This is a genomic window from Citrobacter amalonaticus (assembly GCF_002918555.1).
GTDB lineage: Bacteria > Pseudomonadota > Gammaproteobacteria > Enterobacterales > Enterobacteriaceae > Citrobacter_C > Citrobacter_C amalonaticus_A.
Genome location: NZ_PQMB01000007.1, coordinates 1 through 18,336 on the forward strand (window position 1 = coordinate 1; position 18,336 = coordinate 18,336).

Annotated in this window: 16 protein-coding genes; 3 read left to right on the forward strand and 13 right to left on the reverse strand. The window is 51.0% G+C overall.

Going from position 1 to position 18,336, the window contains the following annotated elements; translation table 11 throughout:
- Nucleotides 1-231 (reverse strand): hypothetical protein (locus C3432_RS23830; protein WP_146050989.1); only part of this gene is annotated, 231 nt, incomplete at its 3' end.
- A 652-nt stretch (nucleotides 232-883) separates the two neighbouring features.
- Nucleotides 884-1,780, reverse strand: coding sequence for a DNA-binding transcriptional regulator YhaJ (gene yhaJ, locus C3432_RS23835; protein WP_103779584.1), 897 nt, complete (start codon nucleotides 1,778-1,780; stop codon nucleotides 884-886).
- A gap of 104 nt (nucleotides 1,781-1,884) precedes the next feature.
- On the opposite strand from yhaJ, the gene C3432_RS23840 reads away from it, so the two are divergent.
- The 3 genes from C3432_RS23840 to C3432_RS23850 all read left to right on the forward strand — a co-directional run bounded on the left by C3432_RS23840 (nucleotide 1,885) and on the right by C3432_RS23850 (nucleotide 4,580).
- Nucleotides 1,885-2,586, forward strand: coding sequence for a pirin family protein (locus C3432_RS23840; protein ID WP_103779586.1), 702 nt, complete (start codon nucleotides 1,885-1,887; stop codon nucleotides 2,584-2,586).
- 23 nt (nucleotides 2,587-2,609) lie between these two features.
- Nucleotides 2,610-2,774, forward strand: a complete 165-nt coding sequence (locus C3432_RS23845; protein WP_103779588.1) for a hypothetical protein — start codon at nucleotides 2,610-2,612, stop codon at nucleotides 2,772-2,774.
- Between the two features lie 495 nt (nucleotides 2,775-3,269).
- A complete protein-coding gene (locus C3432_RS23850) occupies nucleotides 3,270-4,580 on the forward strand; it encodes an L-cysteine desulfidase family protein (RefSeq protein ID WP_103779590.1) in 1,311 nt (436 codons plus the stop codon).
- A 170-nt stretch (nucleotides 4,581-4,750) separates the two neighbouring features.
- Here the strand turns inward: C3432_RS23850 and C3432_RS23855 are convergent, their stop codons facing one another.
- From C3432_RS23855 to tdcA, 11 genes are all read right to left on the reverse strand, one after another.
- A complete protein-coding gene (locus tag C3432_RS23855; RefSeq protein ID WP_103779592.1) occupies nucleotides 4,751-5,743 on the reverse strand; it encodes a D-cysteine desulfhydrase in 993 nt (330 codons plus the stop codon).
- Nucleotides 5,744-5,806: 63 nt separating this feature from the next.
- Nucleotides 5,807-6,193, reverse strand: coding sequence for a RidA family protein (locus tag C3432_RS23860; protein ID WP_103779594.1), 387 nt, complete (start codon nucleotides 6,191-6,193; stop codon nucleotides 5,807-5,809).
- A 25-nt stretch (nucleotides 6,194-6,218) separates the two neighbouring features.
- Nucleotides 6,219-7,637, reverse strand: a complete 1,419-nt coding sequence (locus tag C3432_RS23865) for a Na+/H+ antiporter NhaC family protein (protein ID WP_103779596.1) — start codon at nucleotides 7,635-7,637, stop codon at nucleotides 6,219-6,221.
- A complete protein-coding gene (locus C3432_RS23870) occupies nucleotides 7,630-8,817 on the reverse strand; it encodes a trans-sulfuration enzyme family protein (RefSeq protein ID WP_103779598.1) in 1,188 nt (395 codons plus the stop codon). Before C3432_RS23870 ends, C3432_RS23865 begins: the two co-directional genes overlap by 8 nt.
- A 637-nt stretch (nucleotides 8,818-9,454) precedes the next feature.
- The gene (tdcG, locus tag C3432_RS23880) at nucleotides 9,455-10,819 is read right to left on the reverse strand and encodes an L-serine ammonia-lyase (RefSeq protein WP_103779602.1); all 1,365 of its coding nucleotides are present in this window, start codon (nucleotides 10,817-10,819) and stop codon (nucleotides 9,455-9,457) included.
- A gap of 88 nt (nucleotides 10,820-10,907) precedes the next feature.
- On the reverse strand, nucleotides 10,908-11,303 hold the full coding sequence (locus C3432_RS23885; protein WP_103779604.1) for an enamine/imine deaminase: 396 nt from the start codon (nucleotides 11,301-11,303) through the stop codon (nucleotides 10,908-10,910).
- A gap of 13 nt (nucleotides 11,304-11,316) precedes the next feature.
- Nucleotides 11,317-13,611, reverse strand: a complete 2,295-nt coding sequence (pflB, locus tag C3432_RS23890; RefSeq protein WP_103779606.1) for a formate C-acetyltransferase — start codon at nucleotides 13,609-13,611, stop codon at nucleotides 11,317-11,319.
- 32 nt (nucleotides 13,612-13,643) lie between these two features.
- Nucleotides 13,644-14,852 carry a propionate kinase gene (gene tdcD, locus C3432_RS23895; protein ID WP_103779608.1) on the reverse strand — a complete coding sequence of 403 codons (1,209 nt, stop codon included), beginning with the start codon at nucleotides 14,850-14,852 and terminating at the stop codon, nucleotides 13,644-13,646.
- 31 nt (nucleotides 14,853-14,883) lie between these two features.
- Nucleotides 14,884-16,215 (reverse strand): threonine/serine transporter TdcC, encoded by a 1,332-nt coding sequence (tdcC, locus tag C3432_RS23900; protein ID WP_103779610.1) that lies wholly within the window; start codon nucleotides 16,213-16,215, stop codon nucleotides 14,884-14,886.
- A gap of 34 nt (nucleotides 16,216-16,249) precedes the next feature.
- The gene (gene tdcB / locus C3432_RS23905) at nucleotides 16,250-17,239 is read right to left on the reverse strand and encodes a bifunctional threonine ammonia-lyase/L-serine ammonia-lyase TdcB (RefSeq protein WP_103779612.1); all 990 of its coding nucleotides are present in this window, start codon (nucleotides 17,237-17,239) and stop codon (nucleotides 16,250-16,252) included.
- Between the two features lie 151 nt (nucleotides 17,240-17,390).
- Complete coding sequence (gene tdcA / locus C3432_RS23910) at nucleotides 17,391-18,329, reverse strand: transcriptional regulator TdcA (protein WP_103779886.1); 939 nt, start codon at nucleotides 18,327-18,329, stop codon at nucleotides 17,391-17,393.
- Nucleotides 18,330-18,336 lie beyond the last annotated feature (7 nt).

The window sequence follows — 18,336 nt, forward strand, 5'->3', positions numbered from 1 at the left end:
CGTGGCGGCCACGGCAGCGATACCGCCCACCGCCCATGCCAGGTTCTGCTCTAAAACGCTTTCCGTGGCTTTCTGACACTCTGGCGACAGTCTGGCAAGTTCAGTCTGAGAAAGGCTGCTGATATTAGCAGGACACTGCTTTTTTTTGTCTTCATTGTCATTAAGTTCGGCGGCAAATGTATTACCGCTTAATGCCAGGGCAATACAAAATGAGATAGCTTTCCTTTGCATAATGTGACTCTCTGATGTGAGCGAAATAAAACGACATAACCACACCGTCACAGATTCTCCGAATCCGGGAGACAGCGACGCCATAAAAATAAAATTATATAAAAACGGAGTATATCGAAAGACATATTTGCTGACAACGAATCACCACCATGAATACATTCTATAACACATTGTTTTTTATGAGTACGGATAAAAAACAGAACAAGTTCGTCATTGAAAATTGATAAAATACAACACATTACAAACATGGATTTGTCTGTAAATTTTTTAATACGCGCCATTTTAGCGGGCTGAATGGCGGGGGGAGACTAAGGCATATCTTATAAATTATAATTTTTATTATATGAATATGAAAAACAAATACTCCATATGAATATATTCACTTATTATTCACATTTATCGCAACAAATATTATTTAAAATAAATAATAATACGCATAGCTCTTTAATTTACCCGGAATCAGCGCAAATTCGATTTACCATTGAATATTAATAAACCGCTGGAATGACTCTGGCAGTTGAGAGTAATAATAACGCTTGAAATGCCCGATGGCGCAGGCCTGATAAATCGCCTCTGCGTCGCCATCAGGCGGTCATACAGATGCCGGATGGCGGCATAAATGCCTTGTCCGGCCTGTAGCCCTTAACGGAATTTATTTCCCGACAAACAGCTTAGGGATTTCGCGCAGGCACCATGATTTTGCCTCACCCATGCTGTCCCGCCGCCAGGCCATAATAATGTCGATCTCATTGGTCGATTCCGGGCTGACCACGCGCAGCCGTCCTTCGGCAATATCCTGTTCCACCAGCGGGTACGGCATCGTTGCCACGCCCAATCCCGCCAGTAGCGCCTGACGTTTATCTTCAATAGTGCTCACCGTCAGACGCGGCTGTTTATCCAGCAGTTGTACGGTAAGCACGGGGCGTTCACGGGCGGTATCCGCCACCGCGACGCCGCGATATTTCACGCGGGTCACTTCCGACAACGGCTCAGGCTCCTGATGGATCGGATGGTCGGGTGCTGCCACGTAGACATTCATCAGGGTATACAGCTTGCGTGAGTTAATTTCTGACGACGAACGAAAATGCATATCCGGCGCGATCACGATATCAGCCCGCCCCTGCTCCAGTCGCTCCCATGCCCCAGCCAACACCTCGGTGATCACCGAAAGCTGCGTATTCGCTTTGACCGCCAGCCGCTCAATCAGCGGGAAAAAGGCCGGCGTTGGCACCAGCGCTTCGGTGACGATGGTCAGATGCGTTTCCCAGCCGCGCGCCAACGCCTCAGCATCGGTGGTCAGCTTGTCCGCCGCCTCCAGCAGTACCCGCCCACGCTCAAGCAGCATACGGCCCACGTTGGTGAATTTAGTGCGGTGCCCGGAACGGTCAAACAACACCACATCCAGTTCTTCTTCCAGCTTTTGCATGGTGTAACTGAGCGCAGACGGCACGCGTCCCAGCTCATCTGCCGCCGCGGCGAAGCTGCCACGGCGGTCGATCGCGTCCATGACGCGTAACGCCTCAAGCGTCAATGCTCTTTCTTTAGCCATCGCGTTCTCATTCAGGAAATTTGAACATACCGGGCAGAATATCTGGCTAACAATGCAGCGTCCAGCCCCTTAACATAAAAGGAAGTAAAGAGAGGTCCATAATTATGATTACAACCCGAACAGCCAAACAATGCGGACAAGCTGACTACGGATGGCTGCAGGCCCGGTATACCTTCTCCTTTGGACACTATTTCGACCCAAAACTGCTGGGCTACGCATCGCTGCGCGTGCTCAATCAAGAGGTACTCGCTCCCGGCGCCTGCTTCCAGCCGCGCACCTGGCCGAAGGTGGATGTGTTAAACCTGATTCTGGAAGGTGTTGCTGAGTATCGGGACAGCGAAGGCAACCATGTGCAGGCAAAAGCGGGAGAGGCATTACTGCTCGCCGCCCAGCCGGGTATCAACTACAGCGAACATAATATCAGCAAAGATAAGCCGTTAACCCGTATGCAGCTGTGGCTGGATGCGTGTCCTCAGCGGGAAAACGCCCGGGTACAAAAAGTCTCGCTGACGCTGGATAAACAGCAACTTATCGCCTCCCCTGACGGCGTGCAGAAGAGCCTGCAACTTCGTCAGCAGGCGTGGGTGCATCACATTACGCTGGAAAAAGGCGAATCCGTGGATTTTCAGCTGCACGGGCCGCGTGCCTACCTGCAATCCATTCATGGGACGTTCCACGCGGTAACCCACAATAAAGAGCGGGAAGCGTTGACCTGCGGGGATGGCGCATTTATTCGTGATGAAGCTAACATAACGCTGGTTGCCGATACGCCGCTGCGCGCATTGCTGATAGATTTACCGGTATAGCCAGCTAAAAAGGGAGTATTCACGTGAGCAAAAAATCGACAAAAAAACGTCAGCCCGTCAGGAAAGCCATCGTCCAGGAGGAGTCAGGCTCCCCCGTTCGCTTTGGTTACGAAGAGATGCTGACCGAGCTGGAAGCCATTGTGACAGATGCCGAAGTGCGGCTGGCTGAGGAAGAAGCCGCCGCCTGACGATTAATCGGGGTCTGTTACATTAAGCCGTCGTCAGATTTACAGGTTGTAACCTGACGATGCTTCTGACCAGAAAAACCTTCAATCACCTGCGTTTCCCGTCGACATTGTACCTCTGCGTGCCCACGCCTCTACGAACCTGCGCTCATCGCAACGTTAAGCGCAAAATAAAGCTGATGACGGATTCAAATCATTCCGACATGCGCAGACTATTCTGTCGGGATAGTTGTTGCTGTTAATGCCCCCAGAGCCAATCTGCGTCCCGACTCTAAAAAGCCATAAAAAAAGAAAATTTTTCTCTCTCAACGCAGTTTTACAAACTAAAGATGCAACTTTTTTCTCTGCCGGGTGCGGTAACATTCTTACTATCGTTTCTGTCGTTCGGAGCTGTGTCGTTCTGACAAACTCGGGCCGCAGACGCAAATGCAAATCAAGGTCGAGAACACTTTCAATAACTCGACGGACATTTTTCTGTACCGACCCAGAGGCTCAGTCATGTCACACCGGGAAAGCCATGTTGAATGGAATACGTTTATTAATGCTCTGAAACAGGAAGTCAAACCCGCTTTAGGCTGTACCGAACCCGTGTCGGTCGCCCTCGCTTGCGCCGTGGCGGCACAGCAGCTGTCAGGCGCAATTGTGCGTATCGAAGTAGCGGTCTCGCCGAACTTAATGAAAAACGGTATGGGTGTGACAATCCCTGGCACGGGAATGACCGGTCTGCCCATCGCAGCCGCCTTAGGCGCTATTGCAGGCGATCCACAGGCTAAACTCGAAGTGCTCAAAAAAGCGTCCCCCCGTGAGATTAACGCTGCCAGAGCTCTGCTGGAGGTCGGTGCCGTGCGCGTGTCGTTGCAGGAACCCTGTGATGAAATCCTCTTCGTTCGTGCCAAAGTCTACGCCGGGGATCTGCACGCCACGGTAACTATCGTTGGTGACCACACCAACGTGGTGGCGATTGAAAAGATGGGTCAGTCTCTGTTTATCAAGCCAGAAAACAATACCTGTGAAGATACGATTGACCCGCTGGACAAGGTCGCTGGCAGCTCGCTGCGTGATATCTACGATTTCATTTGTGATGTTCCCTCGCAAGAGCTCAATTTTATTCTCGACGCCGGATCGATGAACAACGCTCTTTCAAAAAAAGGTCTGGCGAAGGAGTGGGGGTTGCATATCGGCCCGACGCTGAAGCGCCAGGTCGATAAGGGACTGGTTTCCGATGATATGTTTACCGAGATCCTCTACCGGACCAGCGCCGCGTCTGATGCCCGAATGGGCGGTGCAACGCTACCGGCAATGACCAACTCTGGTTCAGGCAATCAGGGGATAACGGCAACCATGCCGGTGGTGGTGGCCGCTGAACGTCTTAACGCCAGCCAGCAGCAGCTGGCCCGTGCGCTGGCGCTCTCGCACCTGGTGGCTATCTATATCCACTGTAAACTTCCGCGACTGTCGGCTTTGTGCGCCACCACTACCGCCGCGATGGGCGCTGCGGCGGGGATTCTCTGGTTAATGGACGGCAGCTACGAAAACATCACTATGGCGCTCAATAATATGATTGGCGACGTCAGCGGCATAATTTGCGATGGTGCTTCTGGCAGTTGTTCAATGAAAGTATCCACCAGTATTTCTTCTGCCTGGAAAGCAATTCTGCTGGCGCTGGATAATTCTGTCGTTTCCGGAAACGACGGGATTGTCGAACATGATGTAGAAAACTCCATTCGTAATCTTTGCGCCATCGCCGGACAGGCCATGCAGCACACCGACCGACAAATTATCGAAATCATGGCGCACAAGCGTTACTAGACTGTTTACACGACACTAAAGGTTCCACCGGCCGGGCAAGGCGCCAGTCGCCGCCCGGCAGAAATACGCCCCCGGACGTCCCCGCTTTATATTCCCTGCCCATGACATGTAAAAAACCACTCCGGCCCGCTGCCGCTGGAGTGGTTTGAATTCGCGTTTAAAGCAGTAAATCAGACGTGAGGATAATAAGCAAAAAGCGCCGGTGCGCCGCCGGTATGGATAAACATCACCGGCCCACTACCGTTGAAGCGCGATTTTTTCACACCATCAATCAGACCGGCCATCGCCTTGCCGGTGTATACCGGGTCTAACATAATGCCTTCCAGATGCGCCAGCAGCTCCACTGCATGCATCCCTTCGGTATTCGGCATACCGTAGCGCGGTGCAAAGTATTCATCCCACAGCGTCAGCGGCGACAATGCCGCCACATCCAGCATCGTGGATAATTCGCGCTGTAGCTTCTCCACTTTGGGCTGCTGATCGCCAACAATGCGGGAAACGGTCACACCTACGACCTCCATCTCAGGCTGGCAATGGGCAAAACCAACGGCTAACCCGGCATGCGTTCCTGCACTCCCGGAAGGTACCACCACGGACTGCACATTAAGATTCATCCGGTCGCACTGTTCCGCTATCTCCAGCGCACATTCAACGTAGCCTAGTGAACCGAGCGCGTTTGAACCACCGACGGGAATAATATAGGGCTTCGCTCCCTTTGCCGAAAGCCTGGCGCTAAACTGCTGTAGCTGCGCGTCTGGATCGTTAAGTTCATCAACTATTTCAACCTTGCAGCCCATCAGGCTATATAGCAGATGATTGCCGTTCCAGAGATAGTTAGATTCTGCGGTTTGAATCGGATTTTCCAGCAACGCCACGCATTTTAGCCCAAGATGTGCGGCCGCTGCCGCGGTCTGTCGTACGTGGTTGGACTGAATTGCCCCGGCGGTCACCAGTGTATCGCAACCTTTATTAATGGCATCTGCCGCCAGAAATTCCAGCTTTCTGAGCTTATTACCGCCCATACCAAGATGCGAAACATCGTCGCGTTTGATATAGATATCGCGCTGTAAATATTCCGACAGTCGCTTCAGATGCTGAACGGGCGTGACGCCCCCCACCAGTGCGACGCGCGATAAGCTATGCAAATAGTTTTTTACAGACATAAACCTTCCCTTCAAATAAAAACGGCGGCTGATGAGCCGCCGTAAAGTCGTATTTACCTTGAATTAGCTTCGCCAGGCCACGGCTTCAATTTCTACTTTCACATCTTTCGGTAGCCGGGAGACTTCCACACAAGAACGCGCCGGGAAAGAAGCGTTACGCTGGGTGAAAAATTCAGCATAAGCATTATTGATTACGGCAAACTCATTCAGATCTTTCACAAAAATAGTAATCTTACAAATATTGTCGACCGTCAGTCCTCCGGCCTCAATAATGGCTTGAATATTTTCCAGGCTCTGCCGGGTTTGGCCTTCGGCACACTCAGGAATGCTTCCCGTCTGCGGATTAATAGGCAACTGGCCAGAAGTAAAAATAAAATTACCGGTTCGCGCACCCTGGATATAGGGGCCAATTGCTTGTGGAGCATTTTCTGTCGCAATAACCTTAGTCATAGCCAATCCTTAAATAATGTTTGGGTTAAAGAGTAAAACCGACAATTAAATAGACAATAAGAGCAAGTCCCCCGGTCACCAGCGCATAAGGCATCTGAGTACGAATATGTTCAATATGGTCACAGTTGGTCGCCATTGAGGCGACGATAGCATCGCTGGAGATGGGAGAAGTCATATCGCCAAAAATTGATCCTGAAATAGCTGCACCAATCATAAAGTGCGGGTCAATGCCTAATGACACGCCCAGTTGAACGCCAATCGGAATCATAATGGCAAAGGTTCCCCATGAGGTACCTGTTGCCAGAGACATTACCGCCGCAATCAGGAAGATAAAGCCGATGGCAAAGCCGGATGGAATAACACCGGAGGTTATAGAAGCAATATACTGCCCGGTATTAAGCTCCGCAGAAATATGCCCCATCAGGAAGGCCAGAATCATGATTGAGCTAATTTTAACCATGCTGGCATAGCCGATATACAGCTCTTTGAAAAAGTTCTCAACGTTAAGAATGCCGCGCACTCTGAACCAGATAAATGAAACCATGGTACCGAACATTACGCCGGAATAGACCGACATCGAGCCGCTGCCTTTGGAGAACTGCCCGTCACCGGTGATATACAGAACAACAGGAACCATTAATACCGTGGAAAGAATCGGGATAAAAAAGTTCAGCAATGAATTACATGCCGGGTGGTCAATCACCGGATCCGCATCTTCTTCGCCATGCTCTTGTTCTATTTCCGTCAGCGCCGTTTCAAACTTCACTTCAGCCTTTTTCATCGGTCCCCAGGTGCAGCCAGAGAGGATGTAAAAGAGAACGGACCCTAATGAGAACCAGGCCATGATATTCCAGACCATCGAACTGGCCAGCACCTCAAAAGGTTCGCCGGTCAGGTACCCCTGCGCAATCTGTACGCCGATAACCCCCATCATCGCCGCTCCCCAGCCGTTGATCATCACTGATGAGCAGACGGAAACGCAGGAAGTCTGGATAATATAGGACATCTTTTCTGGCGAAACTTTATAGCGTCGGGCAAGGTTTTTCGTGGATGCCCCAGCGATCAGCTGATTTATTGAGCTCTCGATAAATATTAACGATGTCACCACCATCGCCAGCAGCTGTACCGACTTTTTATTAGTGACAAAATCATTTTTCTCCGAGAGAAACTGCACCAGCTTACGCACGCCGCCAGTCACCACAATCAGCCGCATAATACCGCCGATCATAACCATAAACACAATCGTTCGCGTATTACCGGCGGAAGCGAATGTTTCGATGATGCCGTTCAGGGTGCCGCCAACCCCCTGAATAATACTGTGGTTAATCACCGCGTAGCCGACGAAAATACCGGTAAGCAGCGAGAGGATCACCTGGCGGGTAAGGATCGCCAGAATAATGGTGACCAGTGGGGTGATAATCGTCCAGATGCCATAATCATGCATGATGGTTACCCTGTGTGATGTCCATAGCGGCGAAGGCTATGTCCAGGTCTTGTAGCAGATCATCGATATGTTCAATACCCACGGAAAAACGCAGCGTAGTGTCATAAACCCCGATGGCTTCCCGTTCTTCTTTTGACATCGACCCATGGGACATGGAAGCCGAATGGTTAATCATGCTCTCCACCCCACCCAGCGATTCCGCCAGCACAAAATAGTGCAGCCCGCCGATAAAACGCTTAAGACTCTGGAGATCCCCCTTCAATGTTGCCGTTACCACCGCGCCACCTGAGCGCATTTGCGCCTTGCACAGCTGATGCTGAGGATGCGATGGCAGGCCAGGATAATAGACGCTGGCAATCGCCGGATGGTTTTCCAGATATTCCGCAACACGATGAGCGTTGCTGCACTGGCGTTCCATGCGCAGATCCAGCGTTTTCATACCGCGCAGGGCAAGATAAGCATCAAAAGGTGACGCAATAGAACCGATAGTCGTTTTAATAAAATCGAGTCGGGATGCTAAAGCTTCATTATTGGTTATTACCGCGCCGCCAATTAAATCTGAATGCCCGCCAACATATTTACTGGTAGAGAGCATCACCATATCCGCTCCCATTTCGAGTGGTTTATGGTTCCAGGCGCTGGCAAAAGTATTATCGACACAGGTGGTGATTGCGTGTTCTTTCGCAATACGGCAAACCTTCGCGATATCGACCAGTTCCAGCAATGGATTAGTTGGCGTTTCAATCCAGATTAAGGCCGTATTTTCCTGAATACTGTTAACCAGGCTTTGCTCATCATTAAGATCAATATAGGAAATCGTTGCGCCGGTGGTGTGGGTTTTCAGCTTCTCAAACAACCGCCAGGTTCCGCCATAGACGCCTTTCATTGCAATAATATGGGCATCTTTAGGCAATAATTCCATCACGATATTCGTAGCCGCCATTCCCGAAGCCGTGGCGGTAGCATAAATTCCTCCCTCCAGTTCTGCCAGAGCAGATTCATAGGCTTTGCGCGTTGGATTGGAAACGCGGGAATAACAAAAATCACCGCCTTCGTGAAGATTAGGTTGTATAAATGAGCTGGCTGTGACAATTGGGGTAAATATAGCGTTATTTACCGGATCGGATTGGCTTCCTGCGTGAACGGCCAGGGTTGCAATATCTTTAGTTCTGGTTTTCATAGAGTACACCCAAACTATTATTAGTCATAAAATATCGTGAGCTTATATTTATGTGGTCAACGAAGAGGGCGAATAAAACAACAGCCAAAACCTCGTTTAATAGCCAGAGAATAGATGGCCATTTCATCATCAACATCGTGATTTACGTCCTTCAACCACAGTTAAAATGTATATTAGGCAGGGAAGAAAATCTTACCTATTTTCTCTCTAATCAGGCAAAAATGGAGAAAAACATTCTCCATATTAAAACAGTGGATATCAGTAAATGATTGATAAATGGTAAAATAATTTAAAATGTTGATGTTAATCACAAAAAAATGGGGAAAAATATACTCTTTTCCTGACACGTAACGTTCAGGGTATCGACACTGAGACACTGCGTCTTGTGAATGGATCTCTCAGCGAACCAGCCACAATGAGTTCCGGTATCCACATCGAATTTCCGGCTGTGACGCAGATTTAGTGGTTGATGTAGCGATACGTAAACTGAAAGGTCTTCAGGCTGCGATTACCGCGATAAAGCGCCCCCCAGAGCTGGAATGACCGTTTCGGATTACACCATGAGTTTCAAAACACGACAGGCCAAAAAAAGGGCGCACCCAGGTGCGCCCGAAAGGAGAAACAAACACAAAGACAGTCAGCCGCAGACCACCTTAATCGCCAGCCCGCCCCGCGACGTTTCACGGTATTTGTCGTTCATATCTTTGCCCGTTTCATACATTGTCTCGATTACCTTATCGAGCGAGACTCGCGGTTCGGAGGTCCGGCGCAGCGCCATACGCGCGGCGTTGACCGCTTTTACCGCATTGATGGCGTTACGCTCGATGCACGGAATCTGCACCTGCCCCGCCACCGGATCGCAGGTTAAGCCCAGGTTATGCTCCATCGCGATTTCCGCGGCAATGCAGACCTGTACCGGACTCCCGCCCAGCAGCTCCGTCAGCCCCGCCGCGGCCATTGAGCAGGCCACGCCAATCTCTCCCTGACAGCCGACCTCCGCACCGGAAATCGACGCATTCATCTTATACAACGCGCCAATAGCGCCTGCCGCCAGCAAATAACGGGCAATTGAATTCGCATTCACCGGGCGACGAAACTTATCGTAGTAGGCCAGTACGGCAGGAATAATGCCGCAGGCCCCGTTGGTCGGCGCGGTAACCACTCGCCCACCGGCGGCGTTCTCTTCGCTGACCGCGAGGGCAAACATGTTGATCCAGTCGATAACGTTCATCGGATCGCTGGAAAGACTATCGTTGGAAACCAGCAAACGACGTAACGCCACTGCCCGGCGCGGAACGTTTAGCGGCCCCGGCAGTACGCCTTCGGTGTTCATGCCACGTTCAATGCCTGCGAGCATCACGTCCCAGATGCGCGCAAAACCGGCATCAATATCCGCTTTACTGCGCAGCGCCAGTTCGTTTTGCATCATCAGGCCGGAAACGGACAGACCGTTACGCTCGCACTGCTTCAGCAGTTCGCTTGCGGAGCGGAAATCATAAGGGACAGGCGTTTCAACATCATGCACCTGCCCAAAGTGCTCTTCTTCGACGATAAATCCGCCGCCGATGGAGTAGTAGGTTTTGCTTAGCAGATGCTCCTGGTTTTCCCAGGCGGTAATACGCATCCCATTTTCATGACGCGGCAGGGTTGTCGTATGAAAAATAATATTGTCGGCAACCGGGAAATCAACGACATGCGCCCCTTCGGCCACCGGCAGTCGTCCGCTGCGCGTCACGTCGTCAATAAACGTGGGGATCGCGTCAATATTTACACTTTGTGGGCTGTTTCCTGCCAGCCCCATCATGATGGCGGTGTCCGTCGCATGACCTTTTCCGGTCAATGATAAGGATCCATACAAATCAACCGTAATACGCGTCGTGCGCAGCAAATCACCGCTGTTTACCAGTTGATCTATAAAACGTTTTCCTGCATTCATTGGCCCTACGGTATGGGAGCTGGAAGGACCAATGCCAGGCTTGAAAATATCGAATGCGCTAATCATATCCACACCCTCGGATCGCCGTTCAGTGAAGACCAGGTTTCACACTCATTATTGGGATCGGGGCGATCGCGGGATCGCCCCACAGGGATTACAGCGTATCGCCTCGCACGGCAATGGCTTCAATTTCGAGCTTCACATCCTTCGGCAGACGTGCAACCTGTACACAACTGCGCGTTGGGTAAATAGCCTGATGTTCGTCAAAAAATTGCTGGTATACGTGATTGATGACGGTGAAATCGTTCAGGTCGGTAATGAATACGGTCGTCTTCACGATATCGCTCACTTTCAGACCCGCAGACTCCACAATCGCCTTTACATTTTCCAGACTCTGACGCGCCTGATCGGCTACGTTCTCAGCCACAGCGCCCGTTTGCGGACATACCGGGATCTGACCAGAGGTCAGCACCAGACTGCCAAGATCCACACCCTGTACATAGGGACCGATAGCCCCCGGTGCGCGTTCAGTTTCAATAATCTTTCTCATTATTCCTCCGGCGTTATATCGCCTGGGTAAAAGTACGTGAAATCACATCCTGCTGCTGCTCGCGGGTCAGCGCGTTGAAACGCACGGCATAGCCGGAGACGCGAATCGTCAGGTTGGGATAGCTTTCCGGATGTTCAATGGCGTCGAGCAACATCTCGCGGTTCATCACGTTAACGTTCAGATGCTGCCCGCCTTCCACATGCGCTTCGTGATGGAAGTAACCATCCAGCAGCCCCACCAGGTTGGTTTTACGCACCGAATCCTCTTTGCCCAGCGCCGCTGGCACAATTGAGAAGGTGTAGGAGATCCCATCTTTGGCGTAGGTGAAGGGCAGCTTCGCCACCGACGTCAGCGACGCGACGGCGCCTTTACGATCGCGACCGTGCATCGGGTTCGCACCCGGCGCAAAAGGCGTACCGGCGCGGCGACCATCCGGGGTATTCCCGGTTTTCTGACCGTACACCACGTTGGAGGTGATGGTCAGAATGGACTGCGTCGGGACCGCGTTACGGTAGGTCGGCAACACTTTAATTTTCTTCATAAAGCGTTCAACCAGATCGCAGGCGATGCTGTCCACGCGTTCGTCGTTGTTCCCGTACTGCGGATAGTCACCTTCGATAACAAAATCGACCGCCAGCCCGTTATGGTCGCGTACCGGTTTCACCTTCGCGTATTTAATGGCAGAGAGCGAATCTGCCGCCACCGACAGTCCGGCGATCCCGCAGGCCATCGTGCGATAGACGTCGCGATCGTGCAGTGCCATCAGCGAAGCCTCGTAGCTGTACTTGTCGTGCATGTAGTGGATGATATTCAGGGCGCTGATGTACTGCACCGCCAGCCAGTCCATAAAGTGATCCAGGCTTTCCATCACCGTGTTGTAATCCAGCACGTCGTCCATCAATGGCGCCGTTTTCGGGCCGACCTGGATTTTCAACTTCTCATCCACACCGCCGTTGATCGCATACAGCAACGTCTTGGCAAGGTTGGCGCGTGCGCCAAAGAACTGCATTTGTTTACCAATGACCATCGGGCTGACGCAGCACGCAATAGCGTAATCATCGCTGTTGAAATCTGTGCGCATCAGATCGTCATTCTCATACTGCAAAGAGGAGGTCACGATAGAGACCTGAGCAGCATATTTTTTGAAGGCAACCGGCAATGCTTCTGACCACAGCACGGTCAGGTTTGGCTCCGGCGCTGGCCCCATGGTGTGCAGCGTATGCAGGTAGCGGAAGGCGTTTTTAGTCACCAGCGTACGACCGTCCAGCCCCATGCCGCCAATCACCTCCGTTGCCCAAATCGGATCGCCGGAGAACAGCGTGTCAAATTCCGGCGTGCGCAGGAAGCGCACCATACGGATCTTCATGATGAAGTGATCGATCAGCTCCTGCGCCTGCTGCTCCGTCAGGATCCCCGCGTTGAAATCGCGCTCAATATAGATATCGAGGAACGACGCGGTACGGCCCAGCGACATCGCCCCGCCATTCTGCGATTTCACTGCCGCAAGATAGGCAAAATAGACCCACTGCACCGCTTCCTGGGCGTTACGCGCCGGACGGGAGATATCGCAACCGTACTTCGCAGCCATCTCCTGCATTTGCAGCAGGGCGCGACGATGCTCCGCCAGTTCTTCACGCAGGCGCATGGTGGCTTCAAGATCCTGCCCCCACTCCAGATTTGACTGGAGATCGGCAAATTGCAGCTCGCGCTCGCGAACCAGATAACGGATGCCGTACAGCGCCACGCGTCGATAGTCGCCAATGATTCGCCCACGGCCATAACCGTCCGGTAAACCGGTCAGTACGCCTGACTTACGGCAGCGCAGCATATCCGGGGAATAGGCGTCAAAGACGCCCTGGTTATGCGTTTTCCGCAGTTCGGTGAACAGATACTCAAAGTTCGGATCCATTTCCCGACCGTAAGCATCAAACGAACTTTTGATCATATTTACCCCGCCAAACGGATGCAGGGCACGTTTAAGCGGCTTATCGGTTTGCAGGCCGACGATCTTTTCCAGCTCTTGTTCAATATAACCCGCGTCGTGCGCGGTAATCGTCGTCGCAATATTGGTATCAAAATCTACCGGCGCGTGCGTCGAGTTTTCAATACGGATACCCGCCATCACTTTTTCCCACAGTGCGGTGGTCGCGGGCGTCGCTTCGGCGAGGAAAGACTCATCCCCTTCATAAGGCGTATAGTTGTGCTGAATAAAATCACGGACATTAATTTCTTCTTTCCAGTCCGTACCTTTAAAGCCAAGCCAGGCTTCGGCATACAGCATATCGCTGGTATCGATATCTACCTTCATGAAAAAAAATCTCTCTACAGAACAACAGTTAATTATGCAAATTCTACGGGTGCGTTAATTCTGCTTAAATGAATCGCATCGAGGGCAATCATTTTTTCTTCATTCGTTGGAATGACGGCGCAAATAACGCGGGAGTCTTTTCCGGAAATCACTCTTTCGCCGTGGGAGTTAGACAGGCTATTCATATCGTTGTCGATATTCACCCCCAGCACGGCCAGATGTTCAATCACCAGGCGACGTATTAATACCGAGTTCTCACCAATACCACCGGTGAAAATAATACCGTCCAGACGATGCAATGACGCAGCGTGTCCGGCAATATGGCGGGCAATGCGATGGACAAAGGTTTTAATCGCCAGTTGCGCACGCTCATGCCCTTCGTGCCAGGCCTTTTCCAGCACGCGCAGGTCAGAGGACAGGCCGGAAATCCCCAGCAGACCGGACTCTTTGTTAACGACGCGTTCCAGATCGCCGAGGGTCTGCTGGGTAACACTAGCCACCCACGCCATCGCACCGAAATCCACGTCACCGCTGCGGGTCCCCATCATCAGCCCTTCCAGCGGCGTCATCCCCATGGAGGTGTCGACGCTCTGGCTATTTCGCACCGCACAGATTGATGCGCCGTTACCCAGATGCGCCACCACCAGACCGGAGTCCTGTTCTGCCAGCTCGAGAAGTTCACAGGCGCGCCGGGAAACATAACGGTGCGACGTACCGTGGAAGCCGTAACGGCGCACGCCCAGCTCTTCAAAATATTTCCACGGCAGCCCGTACAGGTAGGCCTCTGGCGCCATTGTCTGGTGGAAACTGGTATCAAATACCGCCACCTGCATACTGCCAGGGAAAAGATGCCGGGCAGATTCAATGCCGCTCAAATTCGCGTAATTATGTAGCGGTGCCAGTGGAGATACCCGACGGATATTTTCAATGACCTCATCAGTAATAATCGTTGATTCGGTAAAGATATTTCCGCCGTGGGCGATACGGTGGCCAATTATGGCCACGCTGTCGTTTAAATTGCGTTTTTCCAGTTCAAATGCAATCGCCTTTAACGCGCCTTCGTAGCTGTGGTGAGCCAGCGTTACTGGCTCTCCTCCATTTACCGATAAGAACGCATTTTCAGTATTAATACCGTCCGCAATTCCTGCCATTAATACATCGCAGTTAGCGGCATCCAGTACTGAAAATTTAATTGAAGACGATCCACAGTTAATTACTAACACTACCGGGAATTCAGTCATCTCACTACTCCGCTCATCCCGAGCTTAAGGATTAAAACAGTTTGTACACGATATTCAGAATGGTCAGCAGGCCAATGACGGTGACAAACACGTTATCCAGGCGACCACGGTATTTCGCCAGTGACGGCGTTTTACGAATGGCGTACATCGGCAACAGGCAGAGCAGCGAGGCGATAATCGGCGCGCCCATCGCTTCAATCAGATCCAGAATGTTCGGATTGGCGTACGCTACCACCCAGGTGGAACCCATGATGAAGATCATGCTGATGGTGTTGAGCTTACCCAGCGACACTTTGGTTTTATCGCCTTTGTAACCAAACTTCAGCACCAGACCGTTCAGACCTTCCAGCGTTCCCAGATAGTGGCCGAAGAAAGATTTGAAGATAGCAACCAACGCGATGATAGAAGCCCCGTATTCAAGCACGGTCGCGAACGTGGATTTGGTACCGGACATCGACGCGAAGTGGTTCGCCAGATAGGAGAGCACCGGAATGTTCTGCGCTTTCGCATCCGCCATGTTTTGCGGAGAGAGCGTGAACAGGCAGCTAAAGGCGAAGAACATCACCACGGCCACCATCAGCATGCTGGCGCGGGAGATAATCTGCGAACACTTTTTCTCGGTGAAGTCGCGTCCATAAATGTTCTCATACTCTTCGCGTTTAGAAACCACGAAGGAAGAGACGATAGGCGAGAAGTTAAAGGAGAACACCATGATGGAGATCCCCAGCCACACGGTCACCAGAATGCCGTCATGCCCGGTCAGTGCAATATTACTGAGATCCACCTGGTCAATCACCGCAGAGTTCCAGTAAGGGATCAATGACAGGGAGATCAGCACCAGGCTGGCGATGAACGGCCATACCAGGTAACTCATCACCTTAACCATCAGATCCTTACCAAACCAGATGACGAAGGCCATCAGCAACAGCAGGAACAGGGCAACAAAGCCACGGTTCAGCGCAGGCATCTGCAACTGGTTTTCCCAGAAGGTCATAAAGGTGTTGGTAATGGTGACGCCATAAATCCACAGCAGCGGACAAATCGCGAAGAAATACAGGAAGGTGATGACCACGCCGCCCGTCTTACCAAAGTGCTCTTCTACCGTTTCCGTGATGTTGCCGGAAGGGTTCGAACCGGACAGACACAAACGCGCCAGCGCCCGGTGGCAATAAAAGGCGATGGGGTATGCCAGCACCAGCATCAGAAGAATGGGGATCAACCCGCCAAACCCTGCGCGAATCGGGAAGAACAGCACCCCGGCGCCGATGGCGGTACCAAATAAACCCAGTGTCCACGTGGTGTCCGATTTACGCCAGGACGACTGTTTTGTCTGGCTGGATACAATGCTATCGGTAGTACTCATATCCTATCCTCAACGAAAAGATTAATAGCCGGGATTAAGCGTCAACTAAACCCGTAATTTGCGAAACGCGGGAGAGATCAATATTGCCGCCAGAAATAATGCTGACTGTTTTTCTGTTCTGAATATAGCTATCTAATTTCCCGCTTAATAATGCTGCACATGCCAGTGCGCCAGCCCCTTCAGTGACGACTTTATTGCGCTGAATTAATGCGATCATGCTGTTTCGAATTTCGTCTTCGCTAACCAGGACAATGTCGTCTACTAATTCGCGAACGATTTCGTAAGTTAAGTTACCCGGACGGGAGACATCACAACCATCCGCCAGGGTGCTGGTCGTTCGGTGCGTGGTTATTTCTCCAGCATGGAAAGATGCCGCCATGCCGTGAACGTTTTCAGACTGTACGCCAATGACTTTGATAGTCGGGTTAATTGATTTAATCGCAATGGCAATACCTGCAATTAATCCACCACCACCAATTGGAACAATAACGTTATCGACATCATACAGATCTTCCATAATTTCCAGACCGATCGTGCCTTGTCCGGCAATGACCTTCGGGTCGTCATACGGTGGAATAAAAATACGGCCTTCCATTTCGACAATTTCGCTAACCTTCGCAATCGTGTCGTTGAAGTTATCACCGTGCAGCACCACTTCCGCAGAGTAGTCGCAGGTTGCCGCCACTTTCGACTTCGGCGCGCCTTTCGGCATCACCACTTTGCCGTCAATACCGAGCATGGCGCAGGAGAGAGAAACCCCCTGAGCATGATTCCCGGCAGAGCAGGCGACCACACCCTTCATTCTTTCGGCTTCAGTTAACGAACTGAGTTTATTAAACGCACCGCGAATTTTAAATGAACCTGTACGCTGCATATTTTCGAACTTGAGGAATATCTCCCCTTTGCAACGTTCGCTGAAATAGTTTGAACGAGGCATGCCAGTTTTATAAATTTTCCCTGCCAGTCTTTTTTTCGCTTCAAGGATATCTTCAATTGCAACCGGGAGATCGTATGTAATGTGCATTATAACCTCTTAACCTGCGTATAAAATTAATATACTCGTCGTATTTCACGTTGCTGATGCATTAGCGTTCCCGCAACTCGAATTATTTAGAGCATAGATAGCCGTAACCAACGAATGATATTCAGTTCGATGGCATTGATAATAAACTCAATTAATCGATTTCAATTAATTGCTTTCGCCTGCATCCATTATAAGATGAGTATTCTTTAGCTAATTCGACCAAAACCGATGCTGCTTTTTTAATCCGATAATTTTTTGACCATATCGCCGCATAACGTGCGACAGGTAGCGCGTCTTCCACCGAGAGCGTAATAAACTGATTTGAACCAAACGGAGTTGTCATATCACAGGGAATAACGGTCAGAAAATCGGCGTTGAGAACAAGATTATAAATAGTGACAACGGAATCTGTTTTTACAATGTTTTCGATGCTGATGCCGTTTCTTTGTAGCGTAGTGAGGAGTTCGCTGTAGTAGCCCATATTCGTTTGTGGCAGCACCCACTGTTCGTTTTTCAACGATTCCAGTGTGGTGGTGCCGGTGCATGTTCGGGACTTATTGGCCACCAGGACAAACTCTGACTCAAAGAGCGGCTCCACGTGCAGATCCTGCAGTTTCATTTCGTCACTCAAGGTACCGATAGCGAAATCCAGGCGTCCGTCGCGAATCGCGGGCAGGAACGAGGAGAGCTGCGCTTCGTACATGGAGACCTGAGCTTTTGGGAAAACCTCTTTGAATTTCTGAATCATACCGGACATAAAGGTGAAACCAATCAGCGAAGGGAAGCCGAACGAGACATCGACAACGGCGTTATCCGTCATGCTGTTCATCTCATTGACCATGTTCTTCATCTCGCGGGTGATCGACTCAGACCAGGAGAGCAACACCTGGCCCGGATGGGTCAGCGTGACGCCGGTATTTTTTCTTACGACAAGCTCAACGCCAAAATAAGCTTCAATATCGTTAATGATTTTGCTCACGGCGGGTTGAGTTAAACCTAATTCTTTTGCAGCCGAGCCGATAGAACCGCTTCTGATTACTTCCTGAAAGACCACCAGGTGCTGTGTTTTAGGGAGAAGAAAAGTATTCATATCGACC